Genomic DNA, 16166 nt, shown 5'->3' on the forward strand with positions numbered 1-16166 from the left:
GCCTCGCGGATGGGGGCACAGTAGTCTTCGATGGGCATGACCGGTGCCTGATAGGCCACGGGAAAGCCGCCACCGATGTCCAGCCAGCGCCAGTCCACGCTGTCAAAGCGCGCCATGGCCTCGATGGAAGCCTCGATGGCCTTCACATGGGCCGCCGGGCTGGTGGACTGGGAGCCCACATGAAATGACAGCCCGTGCACGGTCAGCCCGTGATTGTCGATGTGGGCCAGCAGCTCGGGCAGTTCTTCCAGCGCACAGCCGAACTTGCGGCTCAGATCCACCACCGCGTCCCGGCTGCGGTAGCTGACACGCACGATCAGTTCCACCTGCTCCCGGTAGGGGACGAATTTATCCACCTCGACCAGATTGTCCACCACGAAGCGGGTGCAGCCGAAGTCCAGCGCCTCGCGGATTTCGCTGTCCTTCTTGATGGGATGGGTGTGAATGCAGCGCTCGGCGGCGATGCCCAGATCGCGCACCATGTTCACCTCGCCCGCCGTGGCCAGATCAAAGTGCCCGCCCAGCTGGTTGAGCCGCGCCAGCAGCGCCGGATGGGCGAAAGCCTTGACGGCGTAGAACAGTTTTACCCCCGGCAATGCCGCTTCCAGCGCCCGATACTGCCGGTCCACCTCGGCCAGATTGAGCACCATCAGCGGCGTGCCATGAATCTCCGCCAGCTGTTTCAGCGTGGCGCGGTCGTAGTCGCTCAGCGGCTGCGGGTCGGCGTGGGAGGCGAAGTGGTGGGTCAGTTCCTGCGAGTCCATGGCGGTGCCTCAGGCAAAAAAGCCCGCCGGGCGGCGGGCTGTCTCATTCAAGCCAGCATCAGATCCTGCACATATTTCGGCAGGGCAAAGCTGCCCACATGCAGCTCGGGGGTGTAGTAGCGGGTCTCGATGCCGCTGGCCTCGAAGCGCTCACGGATCACCTCCACCGACTGGCGGCGCAGTTCGGGATTGTCAGTCGCCCAGGCGAAGGTCATGCTGCCGCCCACATAGGTGGGCACGGCGGCGTGATAGAAATGCACGTCCGCAAACAGCGGTGACAGGCGGCGATGGCTGTTGGTCACCTCCTCGCCCTGCATGAACACCACGCCGTTCTGGGCCACGAACACCCCGCCCGGGTTGAGGCAGCGCTTCACCCCTTCGTAGAAGGGGGATTCGAACAGCACCTCACCCGGCCCCACCGGGTCGGTGGAGTCGGAGATGATGACGTCGAACTTCTCATCCGTGGTGCGCACGAAATTGACTCCGTCATCAATGACCAGATTGAGGCGCGGGTCGTCAAAGGCGCCGGCGGAGTGGTTGGGCAGATACTGCTTGCACATCTCCACCACCTTTTCATCGATCTCGACCTGCGTGACCGCCTCCACGCCGGCGTGCTTGGTCACTTCGCGCAGAATGCCCCCGTCACCGCCGCCGATGATCAGCACCTTCCTGGCGCTGCCATGGGCGAGGATGGGCACGTGGGTCATCATCTCGTGGTAGATGAACTCGTCCCGCTCGGTGGTCTGGATGATGCCGTCCAGCGCCATGACCGTACCCCAGAAGGGGTTTCTGAAGATAACCAGATGCTGGTGTTCCGTACGCACCTCGAACAGCACCTCGTCCATGCGGAAGGTCTGTGCCCAGCCCTCGTGCAGGGTTTCGGAAAACAGCATGGCGCTCATTCGGTCACCTCGCCGCGCAGCAGGGTGTCCAGCTTCACCTCGGTAGGCTCGAAAGCCGCTTTGAGCACCTCAATGGCCTTTTCCGGCTCGGAATCACCGCACATGAACACGTCGAAGGCGGCATACTCGCGCTCCGGCCAGCTGTGCACGGAAATATGAGACTCGGCCAGAACGGCCACGCCGGAGATGCCGCCGTTGGGGGTAAAGTGGTGCAGGTGAATGTGCAGCAGGGTCGCCTTGGCTTTCTCCACCGCCTCGCGCAGGGCGCGCTCCATCAGCTCCAGATTGTCCAGGTTCTTCGCGCCCCAGAAGTCGGCGATCAGATGGGTGCCGGCAAAGGTCTTGCCGTCCCGGGTGATGAAGTGGTCCAGCGTGGAGTCCTCGATCGCCTGATCGTGGGTCGGCCAGGAGTTGTCGATGACGGTGGTTTTTTCAATGATTTCGAAATGGTCATTGCCGGTGACCAGAATGTTTTCAGGCATTGTCTGTTTTCACCCCCAGAAGGTGTTGACCAGAAGTGTGCGCCCCCCGGCGCACCCCCCAGCGGAGCCGCCCGGCTCCTAGACGACAAAACCCCCGGTCGGCCAGGCCGACCAGAGGTTTGCGAAGGGCGCAATTTATACCCGTTTTTCCACCTTGCGTCAACAACTTATGCGGCTTTCCACCGCACAGTTGCGCTCAGTCAACTTCCACCACCTCGAAGTCGTGGGTGACCTCTGCCGCCTGCTCCAGCATTTTTGAAACGGAGCAGTATTTTTCCGCCGAAAGCTTCACGGCCCGCTCCACCTTTTTCGGGTCCAGATTGCGGCCGCTGACCACATAGTGCACGTGGATCTTCGTGTACACCTTGGGCACCGTCTCGGCCCGCTCGGCAGAGACCTCCACGCGGCAGTCGGCCACCTGCTGCTGTGCCTTCTTGAGGATCATGATCACATCCACGGTGGTGCAGCCGCCCAGCCCCACCAGCACCATTTCCATGGGGCGCGGCCCCAGATTCTGTCCGCCGATATCCGGCGGCCCGTCCATGACCACGCCATGACCGGAGGCGGTCTCGCCCACCATGGTCAGATTGTCCAGCCACTTGACCGTTGCGATTCTGTCCATCTCCTACCCCCTGAAAAACAGTTGTGCCAGCTTCTCGCCCGGTTCGTCCGCGCGCATGAAGGCCTCGCCCACCAGAAAGGCGTTGACGCCGTGTTCGCGCATCAGCGCCACATCCTCCGGCGCCAGAATGCCGCTTTCGGTCACCACCAGCCGGTCACCCGGAATGTGCGGCAGCAGATCCAGCGTGGTTTCAAGGCTCACCTCGAAAGTGTGCAGATCCCGGTTGTTGATGCCCACCATCTCCAACGGTGTCTTCAGCGCCAGCGTACGCTCCAGCTCGTCCCGATTGTGCACCTCTACCAGCACCGCCATGCCCAGTTCCCGGGCGGCAGCGGCCAGCTCGTCCATCTGTGAATCCGACAGGCAGGCCGCAATCAGCAGAATGCAGTCGGCCCCCATGGCCCGTGCCTCCACCACCTGATACGGGTCGATGATGAAGTCCTTGCGCAGCACCGGGAGGCCGGAAGACGCCCGGGCCTGTTGCAGATAGGCCGGCGCGCCCTGAAAGAAATCCCGATCCGTCAGCACCGACAGACAGGCCGCACCGTGGGAGGCATAGCTGCGGGCGATGGCCGCCGGGTTGAAGTCTTCCCGCAGCACGCCCTTGGAGGGCGAGGCCTTCTTCACCTCGGCAATGACGGCGCTCTGCCCCGCCACCAGCCGGCCCCGCAGACTGCCGACAAAATCCCGCACCACCGGTGCGGCGGCGGCACGCGCCTCCAGCTCGGCAAGCGGCGTGCGCGCCTGTGCCTCGGCCACCTCTTCCCGCTTGCGCACAATGATTTTTTTAAGAATAGTAGGCGTGCCCATCATTTAAAGTCGCCCATATCTGTTACAGGACGGAGATGTTGATCGATTAGCGCCGCCAGCGGCTCCTCTTCAGACCGGAAAGCCGCCCTGACTGCATCCAGATAAGCCTCCCGATTAGCCTGTCTCCAATCCACCAGATAACCGAAATAAGCGGCTATCAGATTCATATAGAGCCGCTGTACTCTGCCATTCCCGTCCACGAAGGGATGCACATAATTCAGGTAAGTATGCATTTTAACCAGAAAGGCGACCAGTGCCGGGCGATTCGGCTGACACACCCAGTCAGCGGCGGCCTGGCGCAGCAGTGCCATGACGCGATGGCCAGCTTCACTCAGCTCCACCGCCGGACAGAATTCGTCGCAGGAATACCCCTTTGACAGATCGTAATCACGCAGTCGACCTGACCATTCACAGGCAAACAGCAGGTCATGCAGTCGCACCCAGACTGGAAAACGCAGTGCGCGATTCAGAAAATAGCAGGGCTGGGCAAACAGGCTGGCACGCTGCCGGGCGATACTTAGAAAGGATGCGCAATACTCCTCCTGAAGCTCAAGCCAGACACGATTGATAACGGCCTCTTCATCTTCTGTCAGTACGGGGTTTACATCACTCGTAGATGCAAAAACCCTGCTTCGCGCCCGAAATACGCTGCACCACTCGGCATACCTTTCTTCCGCAGACCATGCGGCTCCCTGCATTCAACCGTACCAGCCGATGCAGTTATCGCACATTATGAAGTGCGGCGCGCCTTCTGGCCCGCCGGAAACGCGCATACAGGTCACCCACCGCTTCAGGGGGGGCGATACGGGTTGTCACACCCTCAAGATAGGCATTTCCAATCGTTGCGCTGATTATCAGCTTTTCCGAGGAGTCGACATCTTGAGATGGGAGACGCTGTGAGGTGGTATCAGCCACCGCCTTCGCCTTCAATATGTTATGCATACTTTTGCATGCTTAGGAGATGAAAAGTCTAAAGATTATACCATGCGAGAAAATCAGAAACTGCCAGTCTTCCTCACCAACGCATCCAGTTTCTGCTGCGCCGCACCGGAGGCGAGCAGCTCGCGGGCGTGGGCGACACCGTCCGCGTAGCTGCCGTCGATGCCGGCTACATAGAGGGCCGCACCGGCGTTGAGGACAATGATGTCACTGTGCGGCCCCGGCTCGCCAGCGAAGGCGGAACGGATCAGTTTCAGGCTCTCCTCGGCGCTGTCCACCCTGAGCGGGTCCAGCGAGTCATGTGCTGCGTCAAACTCGGCCGGATCAATCCACCACGGTTTGATCGCGCCATCCTTCAGCTCCGCCACACGGGTGGGGCTGGCAACGCTGATCTCGTCCAGCCCGTCATCGGCGTGCACCACCATCACATGGCGGCTGCCCAGCATATCGAGCACTTCGGCAAACCGGTCGCACAGCGCCTCGTCATACACGCCCAGCACCTGATTAGGGGCGTCCGCCGGATTGGTCAGCGGGCCGAGCAGGTTGAAGATCGTGCGCACGCCCAGCTCCCGGCGCGGGCCGATGACATGCTTCATGGCGCTGTGGTGACGGGGGGCGAACATGAAGCCGACGCCGATCTCCTCCACGCACTCGGCCACCTGCTCCGGGGTCAGGTCCAGATTGACGCCGGCGGCCTCCAGCACATCGGCGCTGCCGGTCTTGCTGGAGACGGAGCGGTTGCCGTGCTTGGCCACCTTCGCCCCGCCGGCGGCGGCCACGAAGGCCACGGCGGTGGAGATGTTGAAGGTGCCGGCGCCATCACCGCCCGTGCCGCAGGTATCTACAAGGTGGGTTCGGTCCGTTACCGGCACCCTAGCCGACAGCGCGCGCATCACCTCGGCGGCGGCGGCCACCTCCTGCACCGTCTCGCCCTTCATGCGCAGGGCAGTCAGCACGGCGCCGATCTGGGCATCGGTAGCCTCACCCTGCATCAGCATGCGCATCAGCGCCTCCATCTCGGCACGGGTGAGGTCCTGCCGGTCGATCAGCTTCTGCAGCGTGGCGGAAAAGTTCATCGGTTCTGCTCCAGGAAATTGTTCAGCATGCGGTGGCCCGCTTCGGTGAGGATGGATTCCGGATGGAACTGCACGCCCTCCACCGGCAGCGTGCGGTGACGCACGCCCATGATTTCGTCAAAGCTGCCGTCGTCCTTCCGGGTCCAGGCGGTGATCTCCAGCTCGTCCGGCAGGCTGTCGCGATCGATGACCAGCGAGTGGTAGCGGGTGACGGTCACCGGATTGGCCACGCCCTCGAACACGCCCCTGTTCTCGTGCCATACCGGCGAGGTCTTGCCGTGCATCACCTCACGGGCCCGCACGATCTTCGCTCCGAAGGCCTGACCGATGGACTGGTGCCCCAGACAGACGCCCAGAATGGGAATCTCGCCTGCGAAGCGGCGGATGGCCTCCACCGAGATGCCCGCCTCGTTGGGCGTGCAGGGACCGGGGGAGATGACCAGATAGTCCGGCCTCAACGCCGCGATCTCGTCCAGCGTGATCTGGTCGTTGCGGTGCACCACCACCTCCTGCCCCAGTTCGCCGAAATACTGCACCAGGTTGTAGGTGAAGGAGTCGTAGTTGTCGATCATCAGCAGCATGTCAAATCCTCCTTCACGGTCTGAGGCCCTGGCTGACGAACTCCGCCGCGCGGAACAGAGCGCGCGCCTTGTTCATGGTCTCCTTCCACTCCAGCTCGGGGATGGAGTCGGCCACCACGCCGGCGCCCGCCTGCACGTTGAGACGGTTATCCTTCAGCACGGCGGTGCGGATGGCGATGGCGGTGTCCATGTTGCCATTCCAGCCCAGATAGCCCACCGCACCGGCGTAGATGCCACGGCGCACCGGCTCCAGTTCATCGATGATTTCCATGGCCCGGATCTTGGGCGCACCGGAGACGGTGCCCGCCGGAAAGGTGGCCCTGAGCACGTCCATGGCGCTCAGGCCCGGGCGCAGCTTGCCCGTCACATTGGAGACGATGTGCATCACATGGGAGTACCGCTCAATGACCATCTTCTCGGTCAGCTGCACACTGCCCAGCTCGGCGATGCGGCCCACATCGTTGCGCCCCAGGTCGATGAGCATCAGGTGCTCGGCGATCTCCTTCGGGTCCGCCAGCAGCTCTTGTTCCAGCGCCCTGTCCTGTTCGGGCGTGGCACCCCGCTTGCGCGTGCCGGCGATGGGGCGCACGGTCACCTCGTCCTGCTCCAGCCGCACCAGAATCTCGGGTGAGGAGCCGACCACCTGATGGTCGCCCATGTCCAGATAGTACATGTAGGGCGAGGGGTTCAGATGGCGCAGGGCACGGTAGAGGTTCATGGCCTGCGCCTGATCGAAGGGGATGGACAGCCGCTGGGAGATGACCACCTGCATCACGTCGCCAGCGAGGATGTACTCCTTGATGCGCTCGACGGCGGCCTTGAAGGCACCTTCGCCGAAGCTGGACTCGAACTGACTCTCGTCCAGATGCACCTCCAGCGGCCGGTCGTCCGGCACCTCCAGCGGCTGACGCAGCCTCTCCTGCAGTTCATCCAGCCGGGCCTGTGCCCGCTCGAAGCTGCCCGCCTCACCGGGATCGGCATGGACGATCAGGTGCACCTGCCCGGAGAGGTTGTCGAACACCACCACCTCTTCCGAATGCAGCAGCAGAATGTCCGGCGTGCCGATAGGGTCTGCCTTGGGCGCGGAATGCGCCAGCCGCGGCTCAATCAGGCGCACGGTGTCATAGCCGAAATAGCCCACCAGCCCGCCGTGAAAGCGGGGCAGACCGTCCACTTCGGCCACCCGGTGGCGGCGGCGGTAGCTTTCGATCCACGCCAGCGGATCCTCCACCATCTCTTCCGCCACACAGGCATCCCCCTCGAACTGCCGCACCGTGTGGCCACGCACCTCGATGCGCCGCGCGCACGGCAGCCCGATGATGGAATAGCGCCCCCACTTCTCGCCGCCCTGCACCGATTCGAACAGATAGGCCCACGGCCCGTCCACCAGCTTGTGCCACACGCTCAGCGGCGTATCGAAGTCGGACAGCACCGTGCGCACCAGCGGCACGCGGTCGAAGTCGGTCAGGGCGTAGAAGGCGGCGGCGTCCATTGTCAGGCTTCGTCCTTCGCTTTGAGGTAGTCCGACAGCTCGGCAAAGCTGTCGATGACCGCATCCGGCTGGTAGTCGCGGATGTCCTCACCGTGGTTGTAGCCGTAGCTGACGCAGATGATGTGGTAGCCGGCGGCACGGGCGGCCTTGACGTCAGACTTGGAGTCCCCCAGCATCAGCGCGTGATCGGGGGTGACGCCCATCTGTTCCGCCGCGTACAGCAGCGGCTCCGGATCTGGCTTTTTGTTGGCGCAGGTGTCCCCGCTGACCACCACCTCGAAATAGGGGCGCAGCTCCTTGTCCTCCAGCAGTTTGAGGGTGAACTGCTCGGCCTTGTTGGTGACGCAGCCCAGGCGGTAACCGTTGTCACGCATCCAGTCCAGCCCCTCGAACACGCCCGGATAGACGCGCGAGCGCTGAGAGGTGTTCTCCCGGTAGAGGTCTTCGAAAATGGCCAGCGCCTTCTTGTACAGCTCGGGGTCGGGCTCGTCCTCCATGCTGTTGGTGAGCGCCCGGGCCACCAGCTTGGGCACACCGTTGCCCACCCAGTTGCGCACGGCGGCCTCACCCCGTTCCGGCAGGCCCAGCGCCTTCATCATCTCGTCGACGCAGAAGGTCAGATCGGGCACGGAATCCACCAGCGTGCCATCCAGGTCGATGAGCACGAAATCGGGTCGGAACTTCTCCACGGTTCAGCCCACCTTGGCCAGTTCTTCACGCATCTGGGCGATGACGGTGTCGAAGCGGTTGGGATCGTTGGGGTTGGCCTTGCCGAAGATGCCGGAACCGGAGACGAAGGTGTCACAGCCTGCGGCCGCCACTTCGGCGATGTTGTCCACCTTCACGCCGCCGTCGATCTCAAGGCGGATGTCATAACCGCTCTCGTCGATGCGCTGACGCGCCTCCTTCAGCTTGCGCAGCGCGGACGGAATGAAGCTCTGACCGCCGAAGCCGGGGTTGACGGACATGATCAGGATCATGTCCACCTTGTCCATCACATAGTCCAGATAGTCCAGCGGCGTGGCCGGGTTGAACACCAGACCGGACTTGCAGCCGGAATCACGGATCAGCTGCAGGGTGCGGTCGATGTGCTCGGACGCTTCCGGATGGAAGGTGATGTAGTTGGCGCCGGCGTTGGCGAAGTCGGGAATGATGCGATCCACCGGCTTGACCATCAGGTGGACGTCGATGGGTGCCTCCAGCCCCTCGCGGCTCATGTAGTTGGCCAGCGATTCGCACACCAGCGGACCGATGGTCAGGTTGGGTACATAGTGGTTGTCCATCACGTCGAAGTGCACCACATCGGCGCCGGCGTTGAGCACATCCTTGACATCCTGACCCAGCTGAGCGAAGTCCGCGGACAGGATGGAGGGGGCAATCCAGTTCTCTTTTTTGGCCATGGCAAATCGTCCTTTTGCTTTAAAATGAATCCTCCGCATTTTAACACGGACGAGAAGCGCCACATGTCCATGCAATCCGTCGCCGACAAGGGCAAGCGCGTCATTCATTTTCTTGAAATCATCGGCCTGTTCGTCATCGGCCTCGCCACGCTGGTGGCCGCCGGACAGGACATCGCCAGCATGATCGCCCGCGGACATGTCAAACTGGCCGACCTGCTGATGCTGTTTCTCTATCTGGAAGTGCTGGCCATGACGGCCATCTATCTGGACTCCGGCAAGCTGCCCATCCGGCTGCCCATCTACATCGCCATCGTGGCGCTGGCGCGCTTTCTGGTGCTGGACATGAAGGAGCTGGACGCCACCGCCATGCTGCTGATCGCCGCCACCATCCTGGTGCTGGCGCTGGCGGTGCTGGTGCTGCGCTACGGCGCGCTCAAATATCCCTACAAGGAGCAGCAGGACCGCTGGAACAAGCCGCCGCGCAGTGGACGCCGCAACGAGGGCCGCCATGCCGCGGGCGTCTTCCGCAAACCCGTTGATCACCGGAGCAGCGACCTATGAGCGCCGTGTTCGAAACCCACCTGACCAGCCTGCCGCTGCTCGCCCGCGGCAAGGTGCGTGACATTTATGACATCGATGACGATCACATGCTCATCGTCACCACCGACCGCATGAGCGCCTTTGACGTCATCCTGCCCACCCCCATTCCCAACAAGGGGCGCATCCTCACCGAGGTGGCCGAGTTCTGGTTCAACAGGACCCGCCACATCGTCCCCAATCATCTGGCGCCGGAGGTGGACATCGCAGCACGGCTCACGCCGGAGGAGCGCAAGCAGATCAGCCGCCGCAGCATGGTGGTGAAAAAGCTCAACCCCCTCCCAGTGGAAGCCATCGTGCGCGGATATCTCATCGGCTCCGGCTGGAAGGAGTATCAGCAGAGCGGTCAGGTGTGCGGCATCCCGCTGCCCGAAGGGCTGCGCAAGGCGGACAGACTGCCGGAACCCATCTTCACCCCCTCCACCAAGGCGGAGGTGGGCGACCATGACGTCAACATCACCTTTGACGAGATGAAGCAGCTCATCGGTGATGAACTGGCGGAAAAGGTGCGCGAGATCAGCCTGCGTCTCTATAAGGAAGCGGCGGAATACGCCCTCAAACGCGGCATCATCATCGCCGACACCAAGTTCGAGTTCGGGCTGGACGATGACGGCCAGCTCTATCTCATCGACGAGGCGCTCACCCCCGACAGCTCCCGCTTCTGGTCCGCCCGGGACTGGCAGCCGGGCACCGATCCCAAAAGCTTCGACAAGCAGTATGTGCGCGACTATCTGGACAGCCTGGACTGGGACAAGACCCCGCCCGGCCCGGAGCTGCCGGAAGAGGTGGTCAAGAAAACGGTGGAAAAATACGCCGAGGCCAAGGACCGCCTGATCGAAAACCCCGATGACTGAACCGGTTCTGCCCCAGCAGGGGCTGTTTGTCACCGGCACCGACACTGAAGTGGGCAAAACCTGGGTTTCAGCCCACATTCTGCGTCATTTTCGGGACTTTTTTCAGCGCGAAAAAAACGCATCCCGTAAAAATGGGGGAGACCCCTCCGCTCGCCCGCATCTGAAGGCGCATGCCTCCAAGGTCACATCCGCTGACAGCACCACGCTGCCGGATCACGGGAGGGGCAGGCTCCATCGGGCCTGTGCCCGTAAGCCGGTATTGAGCGGTGCCGCTTTCGACGGACTGTGCCTGCGTGGCGAAGACGCGGTGCGGCTGGCGGCCGCCACCGGCGAACCCATGGAGCAGGTATGCCGTTTTCAGTTCGCCGCCCCCATCTCCCCAGCCCGCGCGGCACGGGAAGCAGGCATGGACACCACTCTGCCCCGCCTGCTGGAAGCATGCAAGGCGCCGTCGGACGGCTGGACGCTGGTGGAAGGCGCCGGCGGCTTTCTCTCCCCGCTGGGGTCGGACAGCAGCCTCAATGCCGATCTCGCCGCCACCCTCGGCCTGCCGGTGCTGCTGGTGGCCAGGCTGAAACTGGGCTGCATCAACCACACCTTGCTGACACTGGAAGCGATCGAGCACCGCGGCCTGCGCTGCGCCGGCATCGTGCTCAACGACCTGCATGACCGCCGGGATGCCGCCACCCATAAGGAAATGGCGCAGCTTGCCGGCTGCGCCATCACCCTCATGCCTCACGGACGGCCCGGTCCGGACTGGGCCGACTGGCTGAATTCACTGGAACTTGTAGCTCAGACTCACACCCGCTGAGGTGGTGCTGGTGTTGTCCGTGCTGACAAACAGATTCACACCCGCCTGCCGGGTCATGCGATACCCCAGAAACAGCGAGCCGCCAAACGCATCATCCAGCTGCTTGTTGGTGGCCTGGTTGTAGTCCAGTGACACACCGCCGTTCCAGTTCTGCGCCAGCACCGTGCCCGCGCCCACGGAGGCGTAGAAGGCATCCTGATAGTCCGGATTATCCGACTTGCCCCCCTTGATCACATACCCCGCCGTGGCAAACACTGACTTCCCACTGCCCACGGTGCGGAAGTAGTCCAGCTGCAGACGGGTATCGTTATAGCCGGAGGAAAGCCCCTTAGACTTGCTGCCGGTGGCGAACTTCTCCTTGACGGTGATCGTCCACCAGGGCTGCTCGGTCAGGTCATAACTGAGCGACAGGGTGGTGTCCCCCTGACCGGACTCGGCCTTCTGCCCGCGGGGCTTGACCTCCAGCCAGCTGCTGGACAGACGCACGCCGAAGCGACCGCTTTTGAGCTTGATGCTCAGCGGCACGGACTGGATGGTGGTGTCCGGCGAGTTCAGGTCATTGCTCTGACCATCCACATAGAAATAGCCGGTGGACACACGTACGCTGGTATCGGCCGCCTGTGCCACACCCGCCAGCAACAGCGCGCCCGCCAGAGCGCTCAAGCGCATATTCGGTTTCATGGGGTAGTCTCCCGAATTGTGGTTTCCCTGCTAAAAAGCGCGACTCATATCCATATGAGCCGCGCCACCCTGCGTGTGAATATATCACATGCGAGTTTTTCAGGCTTACTGTCCGATTGCCACATCACCGGCCTGAGGGCCACCGTTACCACCGGCATTGATGCGATCCACCACATCACCGGTACGGCCGCGCTGACCGCCCTGACCGATGCGCTCACGCAACCGGTCTGTCTGCTCAATGGCACGCTCATCGGCGTGCTCCATGCCACGCTGCATGTTCTGCATGCGCTCGTGGGCATCATCCATGCGGTCGGCCTGCTCCTCTGCGCGCTCACCCATGTGTTCGGCACGCTCCTGCATCCGCTCCGCATGCTCTTCCATATGCTCGGCGCGTTCCTGCATGTGCTCAGAGCGCTCTTCCATGTGCTCCGCCCGTTCGCTCATGTGCTCAGCACGCTCCTGCATCCGCTCCGCATGCTCTTCCATGCGTTCGGCACGCTCATTCATGTCCTCCATGCGATCACTCTGCTCCTGCATGCGCTCCATGCGCTCGCTCATCTCCTGAGAGCGCTCGGCGCGTTCGGTCGCATCGTCCATGCGGTCACTCTGGTCCATGTACTGACCAATACGATCTGAAGTGCGGTCATCCATGTCCGCATGGACAACCGGAACACTCATGACACCTGCAATCATCATGGCCTGGATCAGTGATTTCACTTTCATCTTTCAGTCCTCCCTTCGGGGTTTTGACGGTTCAACAACTGCCTGTGCTTCAGGCTTGGGTTCATTTTATATGTAAAAATTTCCCATTTGCAACCCCTTCAGCAAGAAAAAATGTAATTTTTTTCCATTCGAGCATCCACTATAATAGAAGGCATGACGCTTCTCGACCCCAACAAGGCGCTGTTCAAGGCGCTGCAGACCATGCTCAGACCCCTGTTCCGCCTGCTGGTGCGGAAGGGGATCGGCTACCCAGCCTTCACCGAATTGGCCAAACAGCTGTATGTGGAAGCGGCCTGGCGGGAGGAACAGGCCAAAGGCGGGCGCATCACCGACAGTCGTCTGAGCACGCTGACCGGCATCCACCGCAAGGAGATCAAGCGCCTGCGCGCCGAACTGGAACAGCCGCCTCTGCCGTCAGAGCGCAAGGCGGGGCTGGCGGCTCAGCTGGTCTCCCAGTGGCTGGGCCGGGATGGCTATGTCAATGATGATGGCACGCCCCGACCACTGCCCTACCAGAGCGACGATAAAGACGCCCCATCATTCCATGCGCTGGTGCAGTCCATCACCCGTGACGTTCACCCGCGCACGCTGCGTGACACTCTGCTGGAGCAGGGCTTTCTGCGCGAGGATGATCAGGGCCGGCTGATTCTGGACGAAGCCGGCTACGTGCCGGACCAGTCATGGGAGGAGACACTATTTTTCGCCGGCAAGAACCTGGGCGCCCACAGCGCCACCGTGGTGGACAACCTGCTGAAGACGGCGCCGCCCCAGCTGGATCGGGCCGTCTATTACTACCGCCTCAGTGAACAGTCCGCCACCGAGCTGGAGCAATGGGCACGGGAAGCCGCGCTGGAACTTCTCAGAGATTTCAACCGACGCGCCGCCGAACTGCAGGCGCAGGACAAGGCCCGCGGTGAAGACGGTCATGGTGTGCACTTCGGCGCCTACTTCCACCGCGAGGAGGACAAGGCATGATGCGCTGGCTTGCCCTGCTGCTGTTTGCGCTGCTGAGCGGCTGCGCCAGCGACCAGCCCACGCGCACCGCCATGCTGGACCGTGGTTTTGGCGGCACGGGACTCACCGTTTGCGGTCCTGGCGCCCATGCGGGCGGCGACAGCGGGTTCGGCGGCACCGGCCACAGCGCCGAGTGTGGCATGGGTGGCACGGGCGTGATCGGCACCATCACCGACTTCGGCTCCATCTGGGTCAACGGGCTGGAAATCGAACTCAAACCCGGCCTCAGGGTGGACACCAATCTGGGCGGGCAGGTGAAACTGGGCATCGGTCATCAGGTGATCACTACTGCACGGCCGGATGCACAGGGCCGCCCGGCCACCGATCGTGTGCGCGTCTTCTACGCCGTGGCCGGACAGGTCAGCGCCCGCAACGGCGACAGCCTGACCATCGCCGGGCAGCATATCACGCTGGATGGCGAAACCCGCGGCCTGCGTGATGTCCGACAGGGCGACTGGGTTGCCGTCTCCGCCCTGCCGCAGGGCGAAAGCCGCTGGCTGGCCACACGCATCGATCCCAACCCGAACCGGGTGTCACGCATCGCCCGTCCGCAGCTTGACAGTCTCGATACATCCAGGGCGCTGCTGCAGGGCACGGTCATGCACCGTGATGGCCACCCCGTACTGGCGCCCTATGACCTGCCGCTGAACAACCTTGACCTGCACGACGGCACCCTGGCCGTAGTGGCGGCCCAGCGCGAAGCACGCCACTGGCAGGTGGAACAGATTGAAACTCTGCGCCACTGGCGGGTGGACTGGCAGCAGATGCGCAGCCAGATGCAGGAAGTGCGTGCCCTGCACCATCAGATGCGCGAATCCCGCGAGATGCGCGAACACGGCGAAGACCTGCGTGAAATGCGCGAACAGAGCGAGGACCTGCACGAAGCCCGCGAGCAGCAGGAGCACCTGCGGGAACAGCAGGAAAACCTGCGCGAAAGCCGTGAACTCTACGAGCAGCAGGAAGAACTGCGGGAAGAACGGGAAACCTGGCGCATGGATCGGGATCAGGACTGACAGGCTAAAATAGCGCTCTCACCGTCAGGGAGGCGTCCCATGCACCACTACACCACCGGCATTATCCGCATCAAGAACCTGCTGCTGCGCACCTATGTGGGCATCAATCCCGAGGAAAAGATCAAGAAGCAGGACGTGCTCATCAACCTCACCCTGCGCTGCGATGCCGTCACCCGTGCGGAAGAAGGCCACATCGAACAGACCCTCGACTACAAGCGGGTGGTCAAGAACATCATTCCCTTCGTGGAGGAGAACCGCTTCGAACTGCTGGAAGTGATGGTGCGCCAGGTGCTCGACCGGGTCATGACCTTCGACGAGGTGCAGTGGGCCCGGGTGGAAATCGACAAGCCCCATGCCATCCGCTTCGCCGAGTCGGTATCCATTACGCTGGAAGCGGAGCGGGCGCAGAACGCCTGACGCCTCATGACCCCCGTCATCCTCGTCAGCGGCCTGCTGGGCAGCGGCAAGACCACGCTCATCAACCACCTGCTGGCACAGAAACCGTCCCACGAGCGCTGGGGCGTGGTGGTCAACGACTTCGGCCCGCTGACGCTGGACGGCGCGCTGATCGACGCCGACCAGGTGGTGGAAGTCGCCGGCGGCTGCCTGTGCTGCAGCGCCCACGCCGGCCTGCGTCAGGCGCTGCAGCAGCTGCGCCGGCACGATCCGACGCGCATTCTCATCGAGCCTACCGGCCTCGGCCATCCGGACACCCTCATCGACGCCCTGCGCCACGCCCCGGGCATGCAGCTGTCCAAGGTCATCAGCGTGGTCACGCCCGCGCAGCTCACGCCGGAACGCTGGCGAAAATCCGAACTGCTGCGCAAGATCGTCACCCTGGCCGACCTGCTCGTATTGAACAAAATCGATCTTTCCACCTGTCAGGATAGAAAACTGGCCCGTGACTTGCTTGAAACCCTGCCCCAGCCGCCGGAGGTGGTGGAGACGACCCGGAGCCGGCTGGCACTGGATGTTGCTCTGGCACCACCACACAGGCCTCTGCGGCTGTGGCCGGCCACAGAAGGCCACGCTACGCGGTCGCCGGCACCCCATGATGCGGCGCTGACCGGCCTGCTGGAGGCATGGCGGCTGGAAGAGGACGGGCTGCTGTCTGTCGGCTACCGCTTCAGCGCGGACACCATCTTCAGCCGGCCGGCGCTCAGGGCGCTGTTCGAGCAGACACCGCCACTGCGCGCCAAGGGCCTGCTGCGCACCGGACGCCACTGGCAACTGCTGCAGTGGACGGATGACCGGCTGACGCTGGAAGACTACGCCTGGCGGGCCGACAGCCGCCTGCTCGTCTTCTGGCCGGCAGACCGGCGGCAGGATATTGCCGCCTTTGAAGCGGCGTTGGATGGAACTGCGAGGTTGAAACCGCTATGAGCTCAACGGACAACCACACCCC

Annotated in this window: 19 protein-coding genes and 1 pseudogene; 7 read left to right on the forward strand and 13 right to left on the reverse strand. The window is 62.9% G+C overall.

The features are described from left to right. The 11 genes and pseudogenes from F8K16_RS07325 to rpe form a co-directional block, all read right to left on the reverse strand. Nucleotides 1-764, reverse strand: a pseudogene (locus tag F8K16_RS07325) (alanine racemase); the annotation flags it as partial. A gap of 47 nt (nucleotides 765-811) precedes the next feature. After that, nucleotides 812-1666 (reverse strand): polyamine aminopropyltransferase, encoded by an 855-nt coding sequence (speE, locus tag F8K16_RS07330; protein ID WP_294948790.1) that lies wholly within the window; start codon nucleotides 1664-1666, stop codon nucleotides 812-814. Next, entirely contained in the window at nucleotides 1663-2148 is a 486-nt protein-coding gene (gene speD / locus F8K16_RS07335; RefSeq protein WP_294948792.1) for an adenosylmethionine decarboxylase, read from the reverse strand. Before speD ends, speE begins: the two co-directional genes overlap by 4 nt. Before the next feature lie 196 nt (nucleotides 2149-2344). Then, the gene (locus F8K16_RS07340; protein WP_294948794.1) at nucleotides 2345-2770 is read right to left on the reverse strand and encodes an OsmC family protein; all 426 of its coding nucleotides are present in this window, start codon (nucleotides 2768-2770) and stop codon (nucleotides 2345-2347) included. 3 nt (nucleotides 2771-2773) lie between these two features. After that, nucleotides 2774-3583 (reverse strand): indole-3-glycerol phosphate synthase TrpC, encoded by an 810-nt coding sequence (gene trpC / locus F8K16_RS07345; RefSeq protein ID WP_294948796.1) that lies wholly within the window; start codon nucleotides 3581-3583, stop codon nucleotides 2774-2776. Then, nucleotides 3580-4278, reverse strand: coding sequence for a Fic family protein (locus F8K16_RS07350; protein WP_294948799.1), 699 nt, complete (start codon nucleotides 4276-4278; stop codon nucleotides 3580-3582). Before F8K16_RS07350 ends, trpC begins: the two co-directional genes overlap by 4 nt. 297 nt (nucleotides 4279-4575) lie before the next feature. Then, nucleotides 4576-5595, reverse strand: coding sequence for an anthranilate phosphoribosyltransferase (trpD, locus tag F8K16_RS07355; protein WP_294948802.1), 1020 nt, complete (start codon nucleotides 5593-5595; stop codon nucleotides 4576-4578). Continuing rightward, nucleotides 5592-6176, reverse strand: coding sequence for an aminodeoxychorismate/anthranilate synthase component II (locus F8K16_RS07360; RefSeq protein WP_294948805.1), 585 nt, complete (start codon nucleotides 6174-6176; stop codon nucleotides 5592-5594). The genes trpD and F8K16_RS07360 overlap by 4 nt, the downstream gene beginning before the upstream one ends. 13 nt (nucleotides 6177-6189) lie before the next feature. Further along, nucleotides 6190-7668 carry an anthranilate synthase component I gene (gene trpE / locus F8K16_RS07365; protein WP_294948807.1) on the reverse strand — a complete coding sequence of 493 codons (1479 nt, stop codon included), beginning with the start codon at nucleotides 7666-7668 and terminating at the stop codon, nucleotides 6190-6192. A gap of 2 nt (nucleotides 7669-7670) precedes the next feature. Continuing rightward, on the reverse strand, nucleotides 7671-8357 hold the full coding sequence (locus F8K16_RS07370; RefSeq protein WP_294948810.1) for a phosphoglycolate phosphatase: 687 nt from the start codon (nucleotides 8355-8357) through the stop codon (nucleotides 7671-7673). Between the two features lie 3 nt (nucleotides 8358-8360). Then, nucleotides 8361-9068 carry a ribulose-phosphate 3-epimerase gene (rpe, locus tag F8K16_RS07375; RefSeq protein ID WP_294948812.1) on the reverse strand — a complete coding sequence of 236 codons (708 nt, stop codon included), beginning with the start codon at nucleotides 9066-9068 and terminating at the stop codon, nucleotides 8361-8363. Nucleotides 9069-9131: 63 nt separating this feature from the next. Here rpe and F8K16_RS07380 point away from each other — a divergent pair, with 63 nt between their 5' ends. The 3 genes from F8K16_RS07380 to bioD are packed head-to-tail and all read left to right on the forward strand — an operon-like array spanning nucleotide 9132 to nucleotide 11330. Then, nucleotides 9132-9629, forward strand: coding sequence for a phosphate-starvation-inducible protein PsiE (locus F8K16_RS07380; RefSeq protein ID WP_367122891.1), 498 nt, complete (start codon nucleotides 9132-9134; stop codon nucleotides 9627-9629). Further along, nucleotides 9626-10519 carry a phosphoribosylaminoimidazolesuccinocarboxamide synthase gene (locus tag F8K16_RS07385; protein WP_294948814.1) on the forward strand — a complete coding sequence of 298 codons (894 nt, stop codon included), beginning with the start codon at nucleotides 9626-9628 and terminating at the stop codon, nucleotides 10517-10519. Before F8K16_RS07380 ends, F8K16_RS07385 begins: the two co-directional genes overlap by 4 nt. Further along, nucleotides 10512-11330, forward strand: coding sequence for a dethiobiotin synthase (bioD, locus tag F8K16_RS07390; RefSeq protein ID WP_294948817.1), 819 nt, complete (start codon nucleotides 10512-10514; stop codon nucleotides 11328-11330). Before F8K16_RS07385 ends, bioD begins: the two co-directional genes overlap by 8 nt. Here bioD and F8K16_RS07395 read toward each other — a convergent pair. Both F8K16_RS07395 and F8K16_RS07400 read right to left on the reverse strand, forming a co-directional pair. Next, complete coding sequence (locus F8K16_RS07395) at nucleotides 11295-12011, reverse strand: hypothetical protein (protein WP_294948819.1); 717 nt, start codon at nucleotides 12009-12011, stop codon at nucleotides 11295-11297. The two genes, bioD and F8K16_RS07395, sit on opposite strands and share 36 nt — an antisense overlap. Nucleotides 12012-12116: 105 nt before the next feature. After that, entirely contained in the window at nucleotides 12117-12734 is a 618-nt protein-coding gene (locus F8K16_RS07400) for a hypothetical protein (RefSeq protein ID WP_294948822.1), read from the reverse strand. A gap of 153 nt (nucleotides 12735-12887) precedes the next feature. On the opposite strand from F8K16_RS07400, the gene F8K16_RS07405 reads away from it, so the two are divergent. Genes F8K16_RS07405 through F8K16_RS07420 form a run of 4 tightly spaced genes read left to right on the forward strand, consistent with a single transcriptional unit; the run spans nucleotide 12888 to nucleotide 16144 of the window. Next, complete coding sequence (locus tag F8K16_RS07405) at nucleotides 12888-13709, forward strand: DUF6502 family protein (RefSeq protein WP_294948824.1); 822 nt, start codon at nucleotides 12888-12890, stop codon at nucleotides 13707-13709. Beyond that, nucleotides 13706-14761, forward strand: a complete 1056-nt coding sequence (locus tag F8K16_RS07410; protein WP_294948826.1) for a DUF5666 domain-containing protein — start codon at nucleotides 13706-13708, stop codon at nucleotides 14759-14761. The genes F8K16_RS07405 and F8K16_RS07410 overlap by 4 nt, the downstream gene beginning before the upstream one ends. Nucleotides 14762-14800: 39 nt before the next feature. Next, a complete protein-coding gene (locus tag F8K16_RS07415; protein ID WP_294948827.1) occupies nucleotides 14801-15178 on the forward strand; it encodes a dihydroneopterin aldolase in 378 nt (125 codons plus the stop codon). Between the two features lie 6 nt (nucleotides 15179-15184). Then, nucleotides 15185-16144 (forward strand): GTP-binding protein, encoded by a 960-nt coding sequence (locus F8K16_RS07420; RefSeq protein WP_294948830.1) that lies wholly within the window; start codon nucleotides 15185-15187, stop codon nucleotides 16142-16144. The last annotated feature ends 22 nt before the right edge of the window (nucleotides 16145-16166 follow it).

The organism is Sulfurivirga sp. (assembly GCF_015490265.1).
In the GTDB taxonomy this organism is placed as follows: Bacteria; Pseudomonadota; Gammaproteobacteria; order Thiomicrospirales; family Thiomicrospiraceae; genus Sulfurivirga.

Excerpts from the sequence above, each read along its gene's own strand:
- F8K16_RS07380 (WP_367122891.1), top strand. The coding sequence starts at position 9,132 with ATGTCCATGCAATCCGTCGCCGACAAGGGCAAGCGCGTCATTCATTTT.
- F8K16_RS07385 (WP_294948814.1), top strand. The coding sequence starts at position 9,626 with ATGAGCGCCGTGTTCGAAACCCACCTGACCAGCCTGCCGCTGCTCGCC.
- speD (WP_294948792.1), bottom strand. The coding sequence starts at position 2,148 with ATGCCTGAAAACATTCTGGTCACCGGCAATGACCATTTCGAAATCATT.
- speE (WP_294948790.1), bottom strand. The coding sequence starts at position 1,666 with ATGAGCGCCATGCTGTTTTCCGAAACCCTGCACGAGGGCTGGGCACAG.
- F8K16_RS07395 (WP_294948819.1), bottom strand. The coding sequence starts at position 12,011 with ATGAAACCGAATATGCGCTTGAGCGCTCTGGCGGGCGCGCTGTTGCTG.
- F8K16_RS07340 (WP_294948794.1), bottom strand. The coding sequence starts at position 2,770 with ATGGACAGAATCGCAACGGTCAAGTGGCTGGACAATCTGACCATGGTG.
- F8K16_RS07410 (WP_294948826.1), top strand. The coding sequence starts at position 13,706 with ATGATGCGCTGGCTTGCCCTGCTGCTGTTTGCGCTGCTGAGCGGCTGC.
- trpE (WP_294948807.1), bottom strand. The coding sequence starts at position 7,668 with ATGGACGCCGCCGCCTTCTACGCCCTGACCGACTTCGACCGCGTGCCG.
- F8K16_RS07415 (WP_294948827.1), top strand. The coding sequence starts at position 14,801 with ATGCACCACTACACCACCGGCATTATCCGCATCAAGAACCTGCTGCTG.
- bioD (WP_294948817.1), top strand. The coding sequence starts at position 10,512 with ATGACTGAACCGGTTCTGCCCCAGCAGGGGCTGTTTGTCACCGGCACC.
- F8K16_RS07405 (WP_294948824.1), top strand. The coding sequence starts at position 12,888 with ATGACGCTTCTCGACCCCAACAAGGCGCTGTTCAAGGCGCTGCAGACC.
- rpe (WP_294948812.1), bottom strand. The coding sequence starts at position 9,068 with ATGGCCAAAAAAGAGAACTGGATTGCCCCCTCCATCCTGTCCGCGGAC.
- F8K16_RS07400 (WP_294948822.1), bottom strand. The coding sequence starts at position 12,734 with ATGAAAGTGAAATCACTGATCCAGGCCATGATGATTGCAGGTGTCATG.
- F8K16_RS07360 (WP_294948805.1), bottom strand. The coding sequence starts at position 6,176 with ATGCTGCTGATGATCGACAACTACGACTCCTTCACCTACAACCTGGTG.
- trpD (WP_294948802.1), bottom strand. The coding sequence starts at position 5,595 with ATGAACTTTTCCGCCACGCTGCAGAAGCTGATCGACCGGCAGGACCTC.
- F8K16_RS07350 (WP_294948799.1), bottom strand. The coding sequence starts at position 4,278 with ATGCAGGGAGCCGCATGGTCTGCGGAAGAAAGGTATGCCGAGTGGTGC.
- F8K16_RS07420 (WP_294948830.1), top strand. The coding sequence starts at position 15,185 with ATGACCCCCGTCATCCTCGTCAGCGGCCTGCTGGGCAGCGGCAAGACC.
- trpC (WP_294948796.1), bottom strand. The coding sequence starts at position 3,583 with ATGATGGGCACGCCTACTATTCTTAAAAAAATCATTGTGCGCAAGCGG.